The sequence below is a fragment of the Methyloversatilis sp. S146-33 genome (assembly GCF_059552495.1).
On record NZ_JCANOT010000042.1, the window covers coordinates 1 to 20,400 of the forward strand.

A 20,400-nucleotide genomic window follows, 5' to 3' on the forward strand; every position below is an offset into this window, starting at 1 on the left:
GAAGAACTTCGAAGGGGGCTGGCAGGCGGCGGTGGCGTATGTGGATACGAACGCGGACAAGAACTTCTACACCATCTGCGACAACGGCATCCGTTGCAAGGACACCGGCGACAGCAAGTGGCTGATCTACGTGAAGCGCACGTTCTGATGACCAGGGGGCCGCAGCGATGCGGCCCCTTGCGCACAAGGGGGATATGACATGAGCAGCAATGCGGATGTAATCGGAGCGGCGCCGGTACGGTCGGCCAGCCGCGCCGAAAGTGCTTCACTGCACCGGAAGATCGACTGGACCGGTGCGTTCTGGGTGGCCAGCGGCGTGCCGGCGCTGGTGCTGTTTTCCATCGGCGCCATCGCCGCTACGGTCGGCAAGCCGTCGTGGATGGTGTGGGCGCTGTCGATCGGCTTCGGCTTCATACAGGCCTTCACCTATGCCGAAATCGCCGGCCTGTTCCCGCACAAGTCGGGTGGCGCTTCGGTGTATGGCGCGGTCGCCTGGGTGCGTTACAGCAAGATCATCGCGCCGGTGTCGGTGTGGTGTAACTGGTTCGCCTGGTCGCCGGTGCTTGCCATCGGTTCCGGTCTGGCGGCCGGCTATATCCTCGGTGCGCTGTTCCCGGCCGATGCGGCGATCAACACCTGGCAGCTGACGCTGGTCGACCTGAGCTTCATCAAGTCCGGGCTCGAACTGCGCATCAACGCGACCTTCCTGGTCGGCGTCGTGCTGTTGCTGGCGGTGTTCGGCATCCAGCACGGCGGCATCCTGCGTTCGGCTCGTACGACCATGGTGCTTGGCGTCACGGCGCTGATTCCGCTGATGCTGATCGCGCTGGTGCCGCTGCTGTCCGGCGACATGCCGTCGACCCACTTCTCGCCGATGGTGCCCATCGCCTACGAGAACGGTCTGGTGGTCGATGGCACCTGGAACATGGCGGGCGTCACGCTGATGGCAGGCGGCCTGTTCATCGCCGCGTGGTCGACCTACGGCTTCGAAACGGCGGTCTGCTACACCCGCGAGTTCAAGGATCCGAAGAAGGACACCTTCAAGGCCATCTTCTACTCGGGTCTGCTGTGCATCGTCGTGTTCACGCTGGTGCCGCTCGCCTTCCAGGGCCATCTCGGCCTGGGTGAGGTGGTGACGCCGCCGGTGGTCGAAGCGGACGGCACGGTGAGCACGCCGGCGGTCTACAGCGGCATGCTGGCACCCGATGTCTACAGCGGCATGGGTGTGGCCAACGTGATGTCGCACATGGTCGGCGGTGGCGAAGTGGTGGCCAATGTGCTGGTCGTCATGCTGGTGCTGGCGGTGCTGCTGTCCATCATGACCTCGATGGCGGGTTCGTCGCGCACGCTGTACCAGGCTTCGGTCGATGGCTGGCTGCCGCGTTACCTGTCGCACGTCAATGAACACGGCGCACCGACCCGCGCGATGTGGACGGATCTGGGCTTCAACCTGATCCTGCTGCTGATGTCGGACTACGTGTTCGTGCTGGCCTGCTCCAACGTCGGCTACATCATGTTCAACTTCCTGAACCTGAACTCCGGCTGGATCCACCGCATCGACCGTCCGGACTGGGACCGCCCGTTCAAGGCGCCGAAGATCATCCTCGGCATCGGCGTCGTGCTCGGTTTCGTCAACCTCGCGCTGATGGGTCTCGGTGCAGACATCTACGGCGCGGGCACGCTGACCGCCGGTCTGGTGTTCGCGTCGCTGATCATCCCGGTCTTCCTGTATCGCCACTACGTGCAGGACAAGGGCAAGTTCCCGGACGCGATGCTGGAGGACATGCACCTGAACGACCAGCTGGCGGAAGGCGGCAAGCGTGCTGGCATCCTGCCCTACATCACGCTGGCGGCCGGCGTCGCGGTGGTGATCATCGCGCACAACATGGCGGTGTATTGATGCAGCAGAGCCGTCGCGCGTTCGCGTGACGGCCGCGGAACGATGTCCGCACTTGCCGGCATCGGCCACTCCTGCGGGAGTTGTCGATGCCGGTTTTCTTTTGGTTTCGCGGCGCCCGCTGTCTGCGCACGCCTACCCAGAATGGCTTACTCCCTCTTGAGAATTGTCCGGCCGATGGCGCATGCAGATAATCGCTCTGCCCTGCCTGAATCGTCGAATGACGCACTCAGGCGGAGCAAGCGGGAATGCGGGGTGCATTCCTGCCGGATGCGCAGGTCCCGGCGTGAACGTCGGGACAACCAACTCTCCTCACCTTCACCGGCACGTGCAGCCAGCTCCTCCTGGTCAGCACCTGCCGGTTTCTTTTTTCTCAGGCCTGCGCTCAGGTCTGCGGGGTGGCCGGGTTGAAACAGCTCAGGCACAGCAGTTCTTCCGGGCGCACCGGTCGGCTGAACAGATAGCCCTGCAGGCGGTGGCAGCCGAGCTCGGTCAGCTGCGCCAGCTGCCCCGGCGTTTCCACACCCTCGGCGACGATTTCCAGCCCCATGCTGTCGGCCAGCGAGGTGATGGCGCGCACGATGGTGACGGCGTCGGAACTGCTGCGCAGCTGGCTTACGAAGCTGCGATCGATCTTCAGCGTGCGCACTGCAAAGCGCATCAGATAGGCGAGCGACGAGTAGCCGGTGCCGAAATCGTCGATGGCGAGACTGATGCCCATGGTGTCGAGCGCGCCGAGAATGTCGGTGGTGCGCGGGATGTCCTCCATCAGCGTGCTTTCGGTGATCTCCAGCTCCAGCATGCGCGGATCGACACCGGCTTCCCGCAGCGCGCCGGCGATGTCGCTCACCAGGTCGTCGTCGCGCAACTGCCGGCCCGACAGGTTGAAGGCGAGGTGCAGCTGCGGCTGTGTCGCCTGCAGCATGCGCAGGTCGCGCAGCGCTTCGCGCAGCGACCAGCGGCTGACCGGCACGATGAGTCCGGTTTCCTCCAGCAGCGGAATGAAGCGGTCAGGCGGCACCACACCCTCGGTCGGGCTGTTCCAGCGCAGCAGCGCCTCGATCGTCGCCACGCGGCCGGTGCGGGTGTCGATGATGGGCTGATAGACGAGGAAGAACTCGCGCCGTTCGAGCGCGCCGTGCAGCGCGATCTCCGCCGACAGATTGGTGTGCGCGTGCGCATCCATGCTCTGGTCGTAGAAGCGCACGGTGTTGCGGCCCGCCGCCTTGGCGCGGTACATCGACAGGTCGGCGCGGCTGAGCAGCTCGTCGACCGAGTGACCGTTCTCCGGGAACAGTGCGATGCCGACGCTGGCGCTGACGAAGAATTCGCGCCCCTGCACGCGCACGCCTTCGGCAAGGGCCGCCAGTATCTTCTCCGCGATCTCGGTGACGGCCGCGCGGTCGCCGGTCTCTTCCAGCAGCACGGTGAACTCGTCGCCGCCCAGTCGTGCCACCGTGTCCGAGGCGCGCACGCAGCCGCGCAGCCGTGCGGCGACCTCGGTCAGCAGCGCGTCGCCGACGCTGTGGCCCAAGGTGTCGTTGATCACCTTGAAGCGGTCGAGGTCGATGAACAGCACGGCCAGCGGGCACTCGGTGCGCATGGCGCGGCGCATGGCCTGGCGCAGCCGGTCGGTGAACAGCCGGCGGTTGGGCAGGTCGGTCAGCGCGTCCATACCTGCCAGATACTCCAGCTGGTCCTGCGCGCGGATGCGCTCGCTGACGTCGCGCGAGGTGGCGACGTAGTGACTGATCCGTTGCTGTGCGTCGCGGATCGGGCTGATCGTCTTCTCTTCGTGATACAGCTCGCCGTTCTTGCGCCGGTTGGTGAACACCATGCGGAACACCTCGCCGCTGCGCAGTGCACGCCACAGTCGGGCATAGACGTCGGGGCCGTGCAGGCCCGATTTGAGCAGACCGGGCGAGCGCCCCAGCACTTCCTCGGCGGAGTAGCCGGTACTGCGCTCGAACGCTGGATTCACGTACTCGATCAGGCCGCCGGCACAGGTGATCAGCACCGCGTCGCCGGCCTGGTGCGCCGCGCGCGCCAGCAGGCGAAGTTCGCGCTGCGCGGCGTCCTCCGGCGTGCCGTGGCTGACGCGCAGCAGCCAGTGACCGCTCGCGTCGCCGGGCAGCGGAGCGCACTCGACGCAGACCGGACGACCTCCGTCATGCAGATGCCAGATCTGCCGGCTCACCGCGTTGCCGCAACCGGCCCGGAAGGCGGGCCAGCCCGACTCGCCGTCGTTGTCGAGTTCGCAGAACACACGGTGCACCGGCTGCCCGCGGACGTCGGTCAAGGTGTCGGGCCAGCCGGTGTGGTCGATGATCCGGCCCTCGTGGGAAAGCCTGAGCAATGCCGTCGTTGCAGCCTGCGGCGCGTCGCCGACGGCGACGCTGAAGGCATCAGGGAAGGAAACGTGCTGCGTGCATGGCATGTCCATGGCGCTGCAGCTGAACAGTGCGGAAACGACGGCCATCGTGCATCCCCCGGTCTACATGGCAGCGTCCTGAACCCGTGTGTCCGGGTCAGGATGCATTGAATGTCGGGCGGGGTTCGGGCCCTTCTGCGCGCTCTGCGACGCGCCTTCTTCTGCTGCTTACGGTTCGCGCACAGGGCTGCTTGAGGCCTGTCGTCGCGATCCTCTCACGGGAGACAGAGGGCTACTGACCGGCGCCGGCTCGCGGCGTACCGCCGGCAAGCGGCTGCATCATGTCCTTGGCGACGTCTTCGATGCGTCGGCGCTGGGCGCGCGCTGTCTTGCGCAGCATTTCGAAGGCGGGCTGGCGGTCTATGCGCAGACGCTCCATCAGGATGCCGACGGCGATGCTGATTTCGCGCCGCTCGTCGAGCGCGCGCTGCAGGTGCTGGCCGGTACTGCGCAGCTGGCGTAGCTCTTCCGAGCGCGCCAGTGCGGTGCGCAGCGTGGGCAGCAGTTGTTCGACGTCGAGCGGCTTGACCAGATAAGCCAGCGCACCGCGTTCGATGGCGCTGCGCACCCGACCCGGATCGCCGAAGGCGGTCAGGAAGATCAGCGGCAGCCCATGGTGCTCGCGCAGTACCGCCGCGAACTCCAGCCCGGTCATGCCCGGCAGCTTCTCGTCGAGGATGACCAGATCGATGCGCGTCGTCCCGAGCAGCGCCAGCGCCTCTTCGGCCGAGCGTGCGACATGGACGCCGTAGCCGTGAGCGCGCAGCCCGTCGCCCAGCGTGGCTGCGTTCAGCCGGTCGTCTTCAACCAGCAGCAGTTGCGGGCTGGTGTCGTCGTATGTGTGCATGGTCGCGGGTCTCGTCAAACGTAATGATGGGTGGCCGCAGCGCGAGGCGCGTCAGTACGCGTCCCGGCTGCTGGCGAAAATCCAGTGTGGCGTGCTCGGTCGGCAGCAGCGCGGCCAGCAGTTCGAGGCCCTGGCCGAGGCCGCGCCGCGCGGCGAAATCAAAGCCGGGCGGCAGCTCGCCGCCGTTGCCAATGACGATGAGTGCGCCGTCGTCGTCCGTCGACAGCTCGACGTCCACACCGGCGTCGCGGTCGATCTGCCGGTGCTTCACCGCATTCATCAGCAGCTCGTTGAGCACGATGGCCAGCGGCACCGCTTCGCTGTCGGCCAGACGCAGTTCGAAGGCGCTGAGGTCGCGCACGTCGAGCTTCACCCGGGCGTCGAACAGGCCCTCGATGCTGCCGGCAACCATGCGCAGGAATTCGCCGAGCTGAACCGGTGCACCGGCCTGGCTGCCCTGCAGCTCGTGGATGACGGCGATCGATCGAACCTGGCTGATGGCGCCGGTCAGCGCGTGGGCGAGCGCCGGGTGCTGCCCGGCGCAGCGGCGGAGCAGTCCGACCACCCCCTGCAGGCTGTTCTTGATGCGGTGGTGCGCCTCACGCACCAGCGTTTCGCGCTGCCGTTCGGCCTGCGCGAGCCGGTGCGCCTCGGCTTCCTTGCGCGCCGTGATGTCCTCGGCGACCCCCGCTACGCGTGCATGGCCGTCCTGCGCCTGCCACGGGAAGGCGCGGCAGTGCAGCCAGCGCAGGCCGCCTTTGCGGTCGGCGACGCGCACCTCGACTTGCGCCACCTCACCCTGCGCCTGGGCAGCGAGAAAGGTTTCGAAACGCGATCGGTCGGGCGGCGCCACCGCCTGTGCCCAGCCGTTCAGGTCGCCGGGCTGTTCGCCGTTCGGCAATGCGCTGATGTCCGAAAAGGCGGGGCTGGCGTAGTACAGCGCACGCGTGTGCGGGTCGCTGACCCAGAAGATTTCGCGGATGTGCTCGGCCAGCAGATAGAAGCGCTCCTGCGCCGCACGCAGCGCGGCTTCGGCCTGCTTGCGTTCGCGGATGTCGCGCACGACCGCGATGACCGCGGGTCCGCCGGCGAACTCGATGCGCGAGCCGACGACGTCGACCGCGACTGCTTCACCGTCGCGGGTGAGCGCCACGCCATCGAGGTAGCGCGTGCTGCGCCGCATCGCCAGTTCGTCGAAACAGGCCTGGATGCGCGTCTCTTCGGACGGCGGGTAGAGCATGGATACGTGCTTGCCGGCGACTTCCGCGGGGCGGTAGCCCAGCAGTTCGCTCGCCGCACCGTTCATGTGCATGATCACGCCGCGCGGCGTCATCAGAAGCAGGGCGTCGGCGATGCCCTCGAACAGGTCGGGGAAGGCGGGGATGCCTATGGCATCGGCGTCGCGCTCGCTCTTTCCCTGTCGCGTGCCTGCGACCTCGCCGCCCGGAAGACCCGGTGCGGGTGCTGCTGGGAATGCAAATTCGCGAACCATCGTGGTGCGCCCCCCTGGCTGCGCCTGTTCTGCCGTACTCGAAAGCTTCGCGCTGGGGCCGGGCGCTGAGCGTACGCAAATCCGTTGCCACCTGATGCGTGGCACTTTTCAATTCAAGTTTAGCGCAAGCGCGTCGGCGGATTCAGGCCACGAAATGCTTTGCTGCGGCCATTTGTAACGATCGGGTTCCGGAGTGGATGGGAAAACGATCTGCGCGCCTGCTGGTGATGGCGGCGACAGCGACGGGAAGTGATCACGGCTGACCGTCGAGGGCGGTGTACGTGCCCGGCGGCGGCGGAATACAGCGCGTCGGCGGCCGTGGCCGCCGGCGAAAGGTGCCGAAGCGGCGGCTGCTCAGCCGCTCCAGAATCGGGCGCACAGCACCAGTGCCCACACGAGGAGCAGGTTGAGCAGAGAAACCATGACGGCGGCAGAGCCGATGTCCTTGGCGCGTTTGGCGAGCGCGTGGTTCTCCAGCGAAATGCGGTCGACGGTGGCTTCGACGGCGGAATTGAGCAGCTCGACGATCAGCACCAGCAGCACCGAGAACACCATCAGCGCGCGTTCGACACCGCTGTTGCCGAGCCACAGCGCGAGCGGCAGCAGCAGCACGGCGGCGATCACTTCCTGGCGGAAGGCGTCTTCGTGACGGAAGGCGGCACCCAGACCTTCGGCTGAGTAGCGGGTGGCATTGAGCAGACGGCGCAGACCGGTCTTGCCCTTGAACGGACTTTCTTGCATCGGCACAGCTTGGGACGGAAATGTTGCAGGGCGCCGGTCGGCGCCCTGCGGAAGGACTTACTTCAGCGCAGCCAGTGCGGCGGCGTAGTCGGGTTCCTGCTTGATTTCCGGCACCAGCTCGGCGTGCAGCACTGTGTCGTCGGCGTCGAGCACCAGCACAGCGCGCGCGGTCAGGCCGGCCAGCGGGCCATCAATGATTTCGACGCCGTAATTGGCCATGAACTCGCGGCCGCGCAGCGTCGACAGCGACTGCACGTTCTGCAGGCCCTCGGTCTCGCAGAAGCGCTTCATCGCGAACGGCAGATCGGCGGAAACGACCAGTACGACGGTGTTGGCGATGCTGCCCGCCTGTTCGTTGAACTTGCGGGTCGATGTCTGGCACACCGGGGTGTCCAGGCTGGGCACGATGTTGAGCACTTTGCGCTTGCCGGCTAGGCTGGCCAGCGACACGTCGGCCAGGTCGGTGCCGACCAGCGTGAAGGCGGGCGCCTTGGTGCCCTTGGCAGGGAAGTGACCGGCGAGGTGGATGGGATTGCCGGCGAGCGTGACGGTCTGGGTCATGGGGTGTTCCTCCTGGTGCGTGGCGCTGCGAGGGGCCCGATCGGTCGATCAGGGATAGAAGACGTAGAGGCGGTAGCCGCCGGCGTTGGTGTCGGTCGGGTCGACCAGCACGCTGACCGCCTGTTCCGATGCCGCCGCGAATTCGCTGCCCTGGCGGTCGGCCGGCAGGTAGTCGGCGGGAGCGAGCACGCGGCGCACGATGGGCCGGTCGCTGGTGTCGGTCAGACTCAGTTCGAGGTGCGGCCAGTCCTGCGCGTGCGTGGCGCCGTTGCGCAGCAGCGCATTCAGGCGCAGCAGCGGTGCGCGTTCGGTGTCCGGATTCAGCTCCGATGACTCGATGCTGATCAGGTCGGCGCGCCGCGGCGCCGGCAGCGTGCAGCCGACGCGGGCGCAGGCCTGTTCGAACAGCGGCTTGAGCGCCGGTTGCGCGATCACCAGTTCGGTGCGGAACAGATAGGCAAACTGGGCAGCGGCCAGCAGCACCAGCAGCAGGATGCCCACGCTCCACAGCACCGTCTTCAGCGCGCTGCGGCGCGGCGTCTGGTCTTCGCCATACAGTTCGCGGCGGATGCGCTGTACCGCAGGGTCGCGCACCGGTTCGAGCGCCGGCGGCGGGTCGAGCAGGGGATCGCGCGCGGGCGCGGCGACGATGTCGTCGTCGGGGGCCGGCGCGGCTTCAAGTTCGACGATGTCCAGCGGCTGCGTGACGTCCGGATCGGGCTCGGGCGCCGTATCGCCTGCGGCGGCCGTGACCGGATGGTCGTCGACGGGAGCTTCGTTATCGGCGGCGGCTTCAACGGCCTCAGGGGCCTCAGCGGCTTCTGCGGCTTCTGCGGGCGCCGTGTCGTCGGCGCGCGTCTGCCAGTAGTCGGTGGTGCGTTCGACCAGCGCCTCCATGCTGTCGCCGGGCTGCGGCGAGGGCGGCACGTCGGCGCTGCCGACGTCGAGGTCCAGCCGGTCGGTGGTGATGGCGGCCGGGTCGTCCGCCCGCAGTTCGATGTCCGGTTCTGCAGCGAAAGTCAGCGTGGCGTGGCTGTGTTCCGGTTCGTCCGCGACCGGTGCAGCGCTCTCGATTTCGGTGGTGGTGGGCGGCGTTGCGAGGGCTGCGACGGCGGGCGTGGGCGTGTCGCCGCTTTTCGGGAGCGGCACGTCCACCATCGCGTCGACCGCGTCGAATACCGTGTGGCAGCGACCGCAGCGCACGCGGCCCTCGCGTGCCCGGAGCTGCACCGTGTCGACGCGGAAGACGGTGGCGCAGGCCGGGCAGCGGGACAGCATCAGACGCGCGTCCCGGTCAGCAGCACCCAGCCTTCCCGCTCGCCGGCAACCTCCAGTTCGAAGGCCGGGCGATAGGCGGCGCGCACCATGTCGGTCTGCGCGGCGAGGATGCCGGACAGCGCAATGCGTCCGCCGCTGCGCGTGAGGCCGCACAGCAGCGGCGCCAGCACGGTGAGCGGATTGGCCAGGATGTTGGCCACCACGACGTCGGCCGTGTGGTCGATGTTCTCGCGCGAATGCAGCAGCTCGAGCGTGGCGCCGTTGCGCTCCGCGTTGTAGCGCGCGGCGTCCATCGCATGCGGGTCGATGTCGGTGCCGGTCACGCGCGCCGCACCGAGCTTGGCCGCGGCGAGCGCGAGGATGCCGGAACCGCAGCCGTAGTCGATCACCGTTTCGCCGCCACGGATGACCGAATCCAGCCATTCCAGGCAGAGCCGGGTGGTGGGGTGCGAGCCGGTGCCGAAGGCCATGCCGGGGTCGAGCGTGATGTTGATCGCCGCAGGGTCGGGCTGGTCATGCCAGGACGGCACGATCCACAGCCGCTTCGATACCGGGATGGGCTCGAACTGAGCCTGCGTGATGCGCACCCAGTTCTGCTCGTCCAGCGGCGAGGTCGTGTAAGGGGGCGGTGCGGTCAGGCCGGCCTGTTCCGCCGCCTCGGCCATCGCGGTCGCGTAGTCAGCGTCGCGGTCGAACAGAGCGTGGATGCGCGAATGCGGCCACAGCTCGACGGCGACCGGCATGCCGGGTTCGCCGAACTGCGGCTTTTCATCCGGCGTGCCGGCGTCGGCGTCCTCGATGTCGACCGACAGCGCGCCCGCTTCGAGCAGCGCGTCCGACAGCGCTTCGGCGTTGGCCGAATCGGCCAGCAGCGTGACCGTGATCCAGCCGCCGGCTGATGTCGGCTCGCCCTGCTCCTCGGCCCGCTGTTCCCCGGACTCGCTCATTTGACCTTGGCCGCTTCCTGCGCCGCGAGCTTCTGCTCGAGGTAATGGATGCTGGTGCCGCCGTCCATGAAGCGGGTATCGTGCATCAGCTCTTGATGCAGCGGGATATTGGTCTTGATGCCGCTGACGATCATTTCCGACAGCGCGATGCGCATGCGGCGGATGGCCTGGTCGCGCGTGTCGCCGTAGGTGATCACCTTGCCTATCATCGAATCGTAGTGCGGCGGCACGGTGTAGCCCTGATACACGTGCGAATCGACGCGCACGCCGGGGCCGCCCGGCGGGTGGTAGCCGGTGATCTTGCCCGGGCTGGGCGTGAACTTGTACGGGTCTTCGGCGTTGATGCGGCATTCCAGCGCGTGGCCGGTCAGCTTGATGTCGCGCTGCTTGAAGCGCAGCTTCTCGCCGGCCGCGACACGGATCTGCTCCTGCACCAGGTCGATGCCGGTGATCAGTTCGGTCACCGGGTGCTCGACCTGGATGCGGGTGTTCATTTCGATGAAATAGAACTCGCCGTTCTCGTACAGGAACTCGAAGGTGCCGGCGCCGCGGTAGTTGATGCGGCGGCAGGCTTCGGCACAGCGCTCGCCGACGCGGGCGATCAGCCGTGCCGGAACACCGGGGGCCGGTGCTTCCTCGATGATCTTCTGGTGGCGGCGTTGCATGGAGCAGTCGCGCTCGCCCAGATAGACGGCGTTGCCGTGTGCGTCGGCCAGCACCTGGATTTCGATATGGCGCGGGTTCTCGAGGAACTTCTCCATGTACACGGCGGGGTTGTTGAACGCCGCGCCGGCTTCGGCACGGGTCATCTGCACCGCGTTGATCAGTGCCGCCTCCGTGTGCACGGTACGCATGCCGCGTCCGCCGCCGCCGCCGGCCGCCTTGATGATGACCGGGTAACCGATGGAACGCGCGATGCGGACGATTTCCTTCGGGTCGTCGCCGAGCGCGCCTTCGGAGCCGGGCACGCAGGGCACGCCGGCCGCCTTCATCGCGTCCTTGGCCGATACCTTGTCACCCATCAGCGTGATGGTTTCCGGGCGCGGGCCGATGAACACGAAGCCGCTGCGTTCGACGCGCTCGGCGAAATCGGCGTTCTCGGACAGGAAGCCGTAACCGGGGTGGATGGCTTCCGCATCCGTCACTTCGGCGGCCGAAATGATGGCGGGGATATTCAGGTAGGACTGGCCGGACGGCGCCGGGCCGATACAGACCGATTCATCGGCCAGTCTGACGTACTTCGCCTCGGTGTCGGCTTCGGAGTGCACCGCCACGGTGCGGATGCCCAGCTCGCGGCAGGCGCGCAGGATGCGCAGCGCAATCTCGCCACGGTTCGCGATCAGAATTTTTCCGAACATGGGGAGGTCGCTCAGCCGATGATGAACAGCGGCTGGCCGTATTCGACCGGCTGGCCGTTCTCGACCAGGATGGCCTTCACGACGCCAGCGGCGTCGGACTCGATTTCGTTCATCAGCTTCATCGCCTCAATGATGCACAGCGTTTCGCCGATCGCCACCGACTGGCCGACATCGACGAAGGCCTTGCCGCCCGGCGACGACGAGCGGTAGAAGCTGCCGACCATCGGCGACTTCACGACATGGCCTTCCGGCAGAGCGGCTTCGGCCGGTGCAGCGGGCGCGGCGGCAGCTGGCGCGGCTGCGGCGGCGACCGGCGCGGGCGCTGCGACATAGGTGGCCTGGGCGGCCGGTGCCGGCAGATGCTTGGCGATCCGCACCTTTTCCTCGCCCTCCGTCACTTCCAGCTCGGAAATGCCGGATTCCTGGACGAGGTCGATCAGCTTCTTGAGTTTGCGCAAATCCATGGTGTATCCCCGCGTAAGCCGGCCTTCGTTGTGCCGGCGAGTGTTTATTTTCTGGTGTCGAGCCGCCGCAGCGCGAATTCGAGCGCGGCTTCGTAACCGTAGGCGCCCAGACCACACACCACGCCGATTGCGATGTCCGACAGATAGGAGTGGTGCCGGAATGCTTCGCGCGCATGCACGTTGGACAGGTGCACCTCGACGAACGGAATGGCGACCGCAGCCAGCGCGTCACGTATGGCCACACTGGTATGCGTGTAGGCGGCCGGGTTGATCAGGATGAAATCGACGCTCTCGCTCCGGGCAGCCTGGATGCGGCCGACCAGATCGCCCTCGTGATTGCTCTGGAAACATTCGAGCGATACGCCGGCAGCAAGCGCATTCACCTTCAGCTTCGCGTCGATGTCGGCGAGCGTCAGATGACCGTAGATTTCGGGTTCCCGCGTGCCCAGAAGATTCAGGTTGGGCCCGTGCAGCACGAGGATGCGACGGGTATTGGGGGTCGCATCCTGCGCCGCCGGCTGCGTGGCAGGTTTGGTCGCCTTGCGGCGCGTTGTTGGCTGCATGGCGGCAAGTTTGCCGGAATTCGCGTCAGATTGTCCAGCCGGGCCGGGTTCGGGTGCTCAGCGCAAGCGGGCGAGCAGGATGGCCTCCAGCTCCTCTTCCTTGTAGGTACCCAGCTTGCGTTCGACGATCTTTCCGTCTGGCGAGAAGATGACGGTAAAAGGCATGGCCTGCGCCCCGTTGCCCAGATCGGCCGACAGCTGGATAGCGTCCGAGCCGCCGATCAGCAGCGGATAGGCAATCTTCTCTTCCTGCAGGTAACGGCGCACGTTGTCGGCGTTATCGATGCTGATGCCGACAAACTGCACGCCGCGATCGCGGTACTTCTCGGCCAGGCGGGAAAAGGCCGGCATTTCTTCGCGGCAGGGCGGGCACCAGGTGGCCCAGAAGTTCACCACCTGCAGCTTTCCACGCCAGGCGGAGAAGGGCATGGGTTGACCGTTCGCGTCGGCCAGATTGAGCGCTTCGAGGCGCGCTGCATCGGTCGTCACGGCCTCAGCCAGCTGCGGTTGCCGGCTCTGGCCGAACCACACCCCGGCCGCGCCGGCCGCGACGACCACCGCGGCGATCAGGCCGCGGCGCATCCAAGCATTCATTCCGTTTCCTCTTCCTTGTCCAGCAATGCGCGCAGCGACTCCGCGCGCAGCCTTTCGCGTCCGCGAGAGCGTTCAAGACCGGCCGGATAGACCGCGAGTTCAACCGGCAGGTCGTCCCAATCGAACAGCAGCGTGGTTTCCGGGCTGTTGCGGTCCGGGCGGCGCGGGTCGCGCGAGTCGAAGTCGACGCCGTTGTTGAGCAGGAAGAGCTCGACTTCCTTGGCGCTGTCGGCGAACACCTGCAGCTCGATCGCGGTAAAGCGCCCGGCCGTGCCGTCGACCACGCCGCCGGTGGCGTAGGGCTTGAAGCGGTCCAGTTCGACCATCAGCTCCAGCGTGGCGTTACGCAGCGTGCGCAACTGTTCGGGCTGCTCGTCGGCGAAATAGATGGCCTGGTAATCGCGCACCGCCTCCTCGATCTCGGCATTGGTGGGCAGTTCCTCGTTCGGACCGACGCCGAGCTGGCGGGCGGCCTTGCGTTTGGCCAGGCCGTAGTCGCGGATGCCTTCTTCCGCGATCAGTCGCGCCGCGGCACTGGCGATCTGGCGTCTGATGTTGCTGGGGCGCATGTCGGGTGCTGCAGGGAAAGGAGGGGCGGGTTGATAGAATCCGCGACCATTCTGTCACATCGACCCACCATGCACATTCACATCCTCGGCATCTGCGGCACCTTCATGGGCGGCATTGCCGCGCTGGCGCGGGAAGCGGGTCACCGCGTCACCGGCTGCGACGCGAACGTCTATCCGCCGATGAGCACGCAGCTCGAACAGCTCGGCATCGAGTTGATCGAGGGCTACGACCCTGCTCAGACAGCGCTGGCGCCCGATGTGTTCGTGGTGGGCAACGCGGTGTCGCGCGGCAACCCGTTGCTCGAGGAGATTCTCGATCGCGGCCTGCCATACGTGTCCGGGCCGCAGTGGCTGGCGGAGAACGTGCTGGCCGGCCGCTGGGTGCTGGCGGTGGCCGGTACGCACGGCAAGACGACAACCACTTCGATGCTGGCCTGGATGCTGGAGGCGGCGGGCCTGAAACCCGGCTTCCTGATCGGCGGCGTGCCGCAGAACTTCGGCGTGTCCGCACGCCTCGGGGACGCACCTTTCTTCGTCATCGAGGCCGATGAATACGACACCGCCTTCTGTGACAAGCGGTCGAAGTTCGTGCACTACCGTCCGCGGACCGCGATCCTGAACAATCTGGAGTTCGATCACGCAGACATCTTCAGTGATCTGGCGGCTATCGAGACGCAGTTCCATCATCTGGTGCGTACCATGCCGCGTCTTGGCCGTATCGTGGCCAACGGCAGCGAGGCGTCGCTGAAGCGCGTGCTGGCGCGCGGAGCATGGAGTGAGGTCGAGTGGTTCAACGACGCCGCGGGCTGGCGCGTCGAGTCGACCGGTGAGGCGCTGGCGGTGGTCGGGCCCGCGGGCGAACGCGCGGCGGGGTGTCTTGCAATGCCCGGCATGCACAACGCGAACAATGCACTGGCCGCCATGCTGGCGGCGCGGCATGCCGGTGTGCGCCCGGAGCAGGCGCTGGCGTCGCTCGGTGAATTCGTCGGCATCCGGCGCCGGCTCGAACGTGTCGGCGAGGCTGGTGGCGTCACCGTCTACGACGACTTCGCACATCATCCGACGGCCATCGACGAAACGATACGCGCGCTGCGTTCGGTGGTCGGCGAGGCGCGCATCGTTGCGGTGATCGAGCCGCGCTCCAACACGATGAAGCTCGGTGTGATGAAGGCGCGCCTGCCCGATGCGCTCGCAGAGGCGGACGTGTGCTACTGCCTCGGCGGCCCTGCGCTCGGCTGGGATGCGGCCGAAGCTTTGGCGCCGCTGGGCGAAAGGGTCAGTGTCGCGTCGTCGGTGGAGGAGCTGCTCGATGCGCTCGCCAACGGCGTGAAAGCCGGCGATCACGTGCTGGTGATGAGCAATGGCGGCTTTGGCGGCGTGCATCGCCGCCTGCTTGATCGCCTCGCCAGCAGGGGCTGAAGGCACCCGCTTGGTGCGGGGCAATATTGATAAGGATCAATACCCGTGCTAGCTTATGCCTGTTAAGCGGCCTGCAGAAGCCGTGTCAGGGGGAGATAACACTTCCGGGGCAGTTCAGTGTCCGCAGTGCTCAGCCAATCCAACGAGTTCAGCATCGTTGCACGCCGCAACTGTTCGATGTCGCCGCGTGCACTTTTGGCCTTCTTCCTGGTCACGGCTGTGTTGTCCCTACTGATCGCGATGGCCTGGGCCATGGCTGGTGTCTGGTGGGTACTCCCGTTTGCGGGCGTCGAAATCGGGGCGCTGGGCATTGCCTTCATCGCTTTCGGCAGACGCGTCGGTGATTTCGAGCGCATCCATCTCGACGACAGCCGGTTGGTTGTGGAGGTCTGCGAACGGGATCGTGTCTGCAGACATGAGTTTGTGCCCGCATGGGCAAAGGTCGAAACGCGCAGGGTCGGCCTGGGTTCCGAAGTAGTCGTGCGGTGCCGCGACCAGCAGGTCGTGGTGGGGCGGTATCTGGACGAGGGCGGCCGCGAGTTGCTGGTGCGGGAGCTGTCGGCTAGATTGCGGGAAAGACGGTTTTAAGACCGCGGTTTCAGAATCAATCACAACATATATTTGGGGTTGCAATATGGCGCTAACAAGAGGTGGCTCGTCCATCGCCCGCAGGGCGTGGGCAGGGATGGGGTTGTTTCTGCTTGCCGGGCTCGCCCAGGCGGAAATGAAGCTCAATCTGCAGGAGCCGATCACCGAACTGGGTCAGAAGGTGTATGACCTCCACCTGCTGATGACCATCGTCTGTGGCGTCATTTTCGTGGCCGTCTTCGGCGTGATGTTCTGGTCGGTGTTCGTGCACCGCAAGTCCGCCGGCCACAAGGCTGCAACCTTCCACGAAAGCACCACGGTAGAAATCCTGTGGACCATCGTTCCGGTCTTCATCCTGCTCGGCATGGCCTGGCCGGCGACCAAGACCATCCTCGCGATGCGTGACACCAGCAACCCCGATATCACGATCAAGGCCACCGGCTATCAGTGGAAGTGGGGCTATGACTACCTGAAGGGCGACGGTGAAGGCATCAGCTTCACCAGCAACCTGTCGACGCCGCAGCCGCAGATCCGCAACGAAGCGGCCAAGGGCACCGACTACCTGCTCGAAGTTGACAACGAGCTGGTCGTGCCGGTTGGCAAGAAGGTGCGCATCCTGACCACCGCGAACGACGTGATCCACGCATGGTGGGTGCCGGCGCTGGCGGTCAAGCAGGACGCGATTCCCGGTTTCATCCGTGACACCTGGTTCCGTGCCGAGAAGACCGGCACCTTCCGCGGTCAGTGCGCAGAACTGTGCGGCAAGGACCATGGCTACATGCCCATCGTCGTCAAGGTCGTGACCGAAGACGAATACGCGGCCTGGGTCGAAAAGAAGAAGACCGAACTGGCCGCTGCCGCTGATGATCCGAACAAGATGTACACCGTCGAGGAACTGACCCCGCGTGGTGCCAAGGTGTTCGCCGCCAACTGTGCCGCCTGTCACCAGGCCAATGGCCAGGGTCTGCCGCCGGCCTTCCCCGCGCTCGACGGCTCGAAGGTGGTGCTCGGCTCGCAGGACGCGCAGATCCATCTCGTGATGAACGGCAAGTCGGGTACCGCGATGGCTGCGTTCAAGCACCTGAGCGATACCGATCTGGCTGCAGTGCTGACCTACACGCGCAACAGCTGGAGCAATGCGACGGGCGAGGTCATCCAACCGTCGGACATCAAGATGGCCCGCGAAGAGTAAGCGGCTCTCTGAACGTTCAGTCACTTTCTAGATTTCCAGGAGATACACATGGCTGCGATTCCGGGCGGTGCCGACCACTCGCACGATCACTCGCATGATCACCACCCCAGCGGACTGATGCGCTGGGTGACCACCACCAATCACAAGGACATCGGCTCGATGTACCTGTGGTTCTCGTTCGCAATGTTCATCGTCGGCGGCATCATGGCGCTGGTGATCCGTGCCGAACTGTTCCAGCCGGGCCTGCAGGTGGTCGATCCCGACCGCTTCAACCAGATGACGACGCTGCACGGTCTCATCATGGTGTTCGGCGCCATCATGCCGGCCTTCGTCGGCTTCGCGAACTGGATGATTCCGCTGATGATCGGCGCATCCGACATGGCGTTCGCGCGCATGAACAACTGGTCGTTCTGGCTGCTGCCGCCGGCCGCCATCCTGCTGACGACCTCGCTGCTGGTTCCGGGCGGTGCCGCCGCGTCGGGCTGGACGCTGTACCCGCCGCTGACCATTCAGATGGGCATCGGCATGGACATGGCGATCTTCGCAGTCCACATCCTCGGCATCTCCTCGATCATGGGTTCGATCAACATCGTCACCACGATCCTGAACATGCGCGCGCCGGGCATGACGCTGATGAAGATGCCGCTGTTCTGCTGGACATGGCTGATCACCGCCTACCTGGTCATCGCCGTGATGCCGGTTCTGGCCGGTGCGGTCACCATGATCCTGACCGACCGTCATTTCGGCACCAGCTTCTTCAATGCTGCCGGTGGCGGTGACCCGGTCCTGTACCAGCACATCTTCTGGTTCTTCGGTCACCCCGAGGTGTACATCATCGCGATCCCGGCCTTCGGTGTTGTGTCGCAAGTGATTCCGGCCTTCTCGCGCAAGCCGCTGTTCGGCTACGCCTCGATGGTGTACGCGACCTCGTCGATCGCCATCCTGTCCTTCATCGTGTGGGCGCACCACATGTACACGGTGGGCATGCCGGTGGCCGGCCAGCTGTACTTCATGTTCGCCACCATGCTGATCGCGATCCCGACCGGCGTGAAGGTGTTCAACTGGGTGGCCACGATGTGGCGCGGCTCACTGACCTTCGAAACCCCGATGCTGTTCTCGATCGGCTTCCTGTTCCTCTTCACGCTGGGCGGTTTCTCCGGACTGGTGCTGTCGATGACGGCGGTGGACGTGCAACTGCACGACAGCTACTACGTCGTCGCCCACTTCCACTACGTGATGGTGGCGGGTGCGCTGTTCTCGGCCTACGCCGGCGCCTACTACTGGCTGCCGAAGTGGACTGGCCACATGTACGACGAGAAGCTGGGCAAGCTGCATTTCTGGCTGTCGCTGATCTTCTTCAACATGACCTTCTTCGTGCAGCACTTCCTGGGTCTGGCCGGCATGCCGCGTCGTATCCCGGACTACTCGCTGCAGTTCGCCGAGTTCAACATGATCTCGTCGATCGGTGCCTTCGGTTTCGGCCTGTCGCAGCTGGTGTTCCTGGTTGTCGTGCTGAAGTGCATGAAGGGTGGCGAGAAAGCTTCGGCCAAGCCCTGGGACGGTGCTGAAGGTCTCGAATGGACGGTGCCGTCGCCGGCGCCGCACCACACCTTCGAAACCCCGCCGGTCTTCAAGTGAGTATTGGCGTGACCGAGATGGATGAGGCACTCCGCCGCCGCAACGTCCGCACGGCGTTGTGGCTGGCGGCCACCGCGGTGGCGGTGTTCGTGCTGTTTGTCGTGCGTTACGGGATGTCGGGTCAATGACCGAGCAAACCCGGGTTGCGGCCGGTTCCGAGCGCCGCAACCGTTCGACGCTGATACGCCTGGTTGTGTCGGCTTTCCTGATGTTCGGCTTCGGCTATGCGCTGGTGCCGTTCTACGAAAAGCTGTGCCAGGTGCTCGACGTCAACAACCTGAACAAGCAGGACAACACGCTGCCGCTCAATACCCAGGTCGATCGTTCGCGGAACGTGACGGTCGAGTTCGATGCGAACCTGCACAAGCTGCCGTGGAATTTCAAGCCGGTCACCGGCTCACTCGTGGTTCATCCGGGTGAGGTGGTGACGGTGGAGTACGAAGTTTCGAACACGCGCGAGAACGCGGTGACGGGACAGGCGATTCCGAGTTACACGCCGTCGGCGGCGATGCAGTACTTCCAGAAGCTCGACTGTTTCTGTTTCAAGCAGCAGACGCTGGCAGCCGGGGAAACGCGACGCATGCCGATTGCCTTCCTCGTGTCGCCCGATCTGCCGAAGGACATCAACACGATCACGCTCTCCTACACCTTCTTCGAGGTGCCGGGGGCGACTGCAGCGACGACGCAGGACGGTCGCACGGGAGGCTGATATGGCCGGGTTCGTGAAGGGTGTGGTGACAGTGCTTTCGGCCTTCGTCGGCATACGCCGCAAGGGCGATCACGACGCAGCGGTGTCATCGCTGACGCCGTTGCAAGTTATCATCACGGGCGTTGTGGCTGCAGCGCTGTTCGTGATTGCAGTGATCTTGGGTGTAAGAATTCTGATAAGCATCGCTTGAGAGAAACCGGGAAGGAAAAACATAAATGAGCTCGCATACGCCACAACAGGCCCCCTACTATTACGTACCGGCGCCATCGACCTACCCGATCACGGGCTCGATCGCGCTGTTCCTGTTTGCACTGGGTTCGGTGCTGACGATGAACAAGATCACCGGCGGCGGCTTCGTGCTGGGCGCCGGCGTGCTGGTCCTGTTCTACATGATGTATTCCTGGTTCGGCAAAGTTGCGCACGAATCCGAAGGCGGCCTGTACAGCAAGCGCGTGGGGGTTTCCTTCCGCTGGGCGATGGGCTGGTTCATCTTCTCTGAAGTGATGTTCTTCGCCGCCTTCTTCGGCGCGCTGTTCTACGCCCGCGTGCTCGCCGTGCCCGATCTGGCCAGCCTCGAACATCAGGCACTCCTGTGGCCGGAAGCCACGGCCATGTGGCCGAATGCAGGCCCCGGCTATGACGGCGGCCCGTTCACGCCGATGGGTGCCTGGGGCATCCCGGCGATCAACACGCTGCTGCTGCTGACCTCCGGCGTCACGCTGACCTGGGCGCACCACGGCCTGCTGCACAACAACCGCGGCCAGCTCAAGCTGGGTCTGTTCCTGACCATCGCGCTCGGCGTCGTGTTCCTCGGCTTCCAGGCCTACGAATACATGCACGCCTACTCGGACCTGAACGTCAAGATGACCACCGGCGTGTTCGGTTCGGTGTTCTACATGCTGACCGGCTTCCACGGCTTCCACGTGACGGTTGGTGCAACGATGCTTATCGTGATACTGTGCCGCGTCTTCGCCGGGCATTTCAGCCCGGAAAACCACTTCGGCTTCGAAGCGGTCGCGTGGTACTGGCACTTTGTCGACGTCGTCTGGCTGCTGCTGTTCGTCGTCGTGTACTGGATTTGATGTAAAGACGGGATCTGCGAGGAGGAGAGT

Annotated in this window: 22 protein-coding genes; 10 read left to right on the forward strand and 12 right to left on the reverse strand. The window is 65.5% G+C overall.

Features of this window, described 5'->3' with window-relative positions:
- A partial coding sequence (locus AC51BJ_RS18080) for a TorF family putative porin (RefSeq protein WP_496278932.1) occupies positions 1-148 on the forward strand: 148 nt, incomplete at its 5' end.
- 51 nt (positions 149-199) lie between these two features.
- The gene (locus AC51BJ_RS18085) at positions 200-1,900 is read left to right on the forward strand and encodes an APC family permease (RefSeq protein WP_496281153.1); all 1,701 of its coding nucleotides are present in this window, start codon (positions 200-202) and stop codon (positions 1,898-1,900) included.
- 382 nt (positions 1,901-2,282) lie between these two features.
- Here AC51BJ_RS18085 and AC51BJ_RS18090 read toward each other — a convergent pair whose 3' ends face one another.
- The 12 genes from AC51BJ_RS18090 to AC51BJ_RS18145 all read right to left on the reverse strand — a co-directional run bounded on the left by AC51BJ_RS18090 (position 2,283) and on the right by AC51BJ_RS18145 (position 13,742).
- Entirely contained in the window at positions 2,283-4,376 is a 2,094-nt protein-coding gene (locus AC51BJ_RS18090) for a putative bifunctional diguanylate cyclase/phosphodiesterase (protein WP_496281154.1), read from the reverse strand.
- Between the two features lie 184 nt (positions 4,377-4,560).
- Complete coding sequence (locus AC51BJ_RS18095; RefSeq protein ID WP_430432690.1) at positions 4,561-5,175, reverse strand: ANTAR domain-containing response regulator; 615 nt, start codon at positions 5,173-5,175, stop codon at positions 4,561-4,563.
- Entirely contained in the window at positions 5,132-6,667 is a 1,536-nt protein-coding gene (locus AC51BJ_RS18100) for a sensor histidine kinase (protein ID WP_496281155.1), read from the reverse strand. Before AC51BJ_RS18100 ends, AC51BJ_RS18095 begins: the two co-directional genes overlap by 44 nt.
- Positions 6,668-7,021: 354 nt before the next feature.
- On the reverse strand, positions 7,022-7,408 hold the full coding sequence (locus tag AC51BJ_RS18105) for a diacylglycerol kinase (RefSeq protein ID WP_496281156.1): 387 nt from the start codon (positions 7,406-7,408) through the stop codon (positions 7,022-7,024).
- 57 nt (positions 7,409-7,465) lie between these two features.
- On the reverse strand, positions 7,466-7,969 hold the full coding sequence (gene tpx, locus AC51BJ_RS18110) for a thiol peroxidase (protein WP_496281157.1): 504 nt from the start codon (positions 7,967-7,969) through the stop codon (positions 7,466-7,468).
- 48 nt (positions 7,970-8,017) lie between these two features.
- The gene (locus AC51BJ_RS18115; protein WP_496281158.1) at positions 8,018-9,247 is read right to left on the reverse strand and encodes a DUF3426 domain-containing protein; all 1,230 of its coding nucleotides are present in this window, start codon (positions 9,245-9,247) and stop codon (positions 8,018-8,020) included.
- Complete coding sequence (gene prmA, locus AC51BJ_RS18120) at positions 9,247-10,194, reverse strand: 50S ribosomal protein L11 methyltransferase (RefSeq protein ID WP_430432695.1); 948 nt, start codon at positions 10,192-10,194, stop codon at positions 9,247-9,249. Before prmA ends, AC51BJ_RS18115 begins: the two co-directional genes overlap by 1 nt.
- Positions 10,191-11,552, reverse strand: a complete 1,362-nt coding sequence (accC, locus tag AC51BJ_RS18125) for an acetyl-CoA carboxylase biotin carboxylase subunit (RefSeq protein WP_304013155.1) — start codon at positions 11,550-11,552, stop codon at positions 10,191-10,193. Before accC ends, prmA begins: the two co-directional genes overlap by 4 nt.
- An 11-nt stretch (positions 11,553-11,563) precedes the next feature.
- On the reverse strand, positions 11,564-12,016 hold the full coding sequence (gene accB, locus AC51BJ_RS18130; RefSeq protein ID WP_019915468.1) for an acetyl-CoA carboxylase biotin carboxyl carrier protein: 453 nt from the start codon (positions 12,014-12,016) through the stop codon (positions 11,564-11,566).
- A gap of 44 nt (positions 12,017-12,060) precedes the next feature.
- Positions 12,061-12,579 carry a type II 3-dehydroquinate dehydratase gene (gene aroQ, locus AC51BJ_RS18135; protein ID WP_430432697.1) on the reverse strand — a complete coding sequence of 173 codons (519 nt, stop codon included), beginning with the start codon at positions 12,577-12,579 and terminating at the stop codon, positions 12,061-12,063.
- 57 nt (positions 12,580-12,636) lie between these two features.
- Positions 12,637-13,173 (reverse strand): TlpA family protein disulfide reductase, encoded by a 537-nt coding sequence (locus tag AC51BJ_RS18140; RefSeq protein ID WP_496281159.1) that lies wholly within the window; start codon positions 13,171-13,173, stop codon positions 12,637-12,639.
- Positions 13,170-13,742 carry a hypothetical protein gene (locus AC51BJ_RS18145; protein ID WP_020163264.1) on the reverse strand — a complete coding sequence of 191 codons (573 nt, stop codon included), beginning with the start codon at positions 13,740-13,742 and terminating at the stop codon, positions 13,170-13,172. Before AC51BJ_RS18145 ends, AC51BJ_RS18140 begins: the two co-directional genes overlap by 4 nt.
- Before the next feature lie 69 nt (positions 13,743-13,811).
- On the opposite strand from AC51BJ_RS18145, the gene mpl reads away from it, so the two are divergent.
- From mpl to AC51BJ_RS18185, 8 genes are all read left to right on the forward strand, one after another.
- Complete coding sequence (mpl, locus tag AC51BJ_RS18150; protein ID WP_496281160.1) at positions 13,812-15,161, forward strand: UDP-N-acetylmuramate:L-alanyl-gamma-D-glutamyl-meso-diaminopimelate ligase; 1,350 nt, start codon at positions 13,812-13,814, stop codon at positions 15,159-15,161.
- Between the two features lie 117 nt (positions 15,162-15,278).
- Positions 15,279-15,749 (forward strand): DUF2244 domain-containing protein, encoded by a 471-nt coding sequence (locus tag AC51BJ_RS18155; protein WP_232415947.1) that lies wholly within the window; start codon positions 15,279-15,281, stop codon positions 15,747-15,749.
- Positions 15,750-15,885: 136 nt separating this feature from the next.
- Positions 15,886-16,941, forward strand: coding sequence for a cytochrome c oxidase subunit II (gene coxB / locus AC51BJ_RS18160; protein WP_024300657.1), 1,056 nt, complete (start codon positions 15,886-15,888; stop codon positions 16,939-16,941).
- Positions 16,942-16,989: 48 nt separating this feature from the next.
- Positions 16,990-18,579 (forward strand): cytochrome c oxidase subunit I, encoded by a 1,590-nt coding sequence (gene ctaD / locus AC51BJ_RS18165; RefSeq protein WP_020163268.1) that lies wholly within the window; start codon positions 16,990-16,992, stop codon positions 18,577-18,579.
- A 17-nt stretch (positions 18,580-18,596) separates the two neighbouring features.
- A complete protein-coding gene (locus AC51BJ_RS18170) occupies positions 18,597-18,707 on the forward strand; it encodes a cytochrome oxidase small assembly protein (protein WP_304005564.1) in 111 nt (36 codons plus the stop codon).
- Entirely contained in the window at positions 18,704-19,288 is a 585-nt protein-coding gene (locus AC51BJ_RS18175; protein ID WP_304005386.1) for a cytochrome c oxidase assembly protein, read from the forward strand. Before AC51BJ_RS18170 ends, AC51BJ_RS18175 begins: the two co-directional genes overlap by 4 nt.
- A 1-nt stretch (position 19,289) precedes the next feature.
- Positions 19,290-19,478 (forward strand): DUF2970 domain-containing protein, encoded by a 189-nt coding sequence (locus AC51BJ_RS18180; RefSeq protein ID WP_019915458.1) that lies wholly within the window; start codon positions 19,290-19,292, stop codon positions 19,476-19,478.
- A gap of 25 nt (positions 19,479-19,503) precedes the next feature.
- Positions 19,504-20,370 (forward strand): cytochrome c oxidase subunit 3, encoded by an 867-nt coding sequence (locus AC51BJ_RS18185; RefSeq protein ID WP_019915457.1) that lies wholly within the window; start codon positions 19,504-19,506, stop codon positions 20,368-20,370.
- Positions 20,371-20,400: the final 30 nt, after the last annotated feature.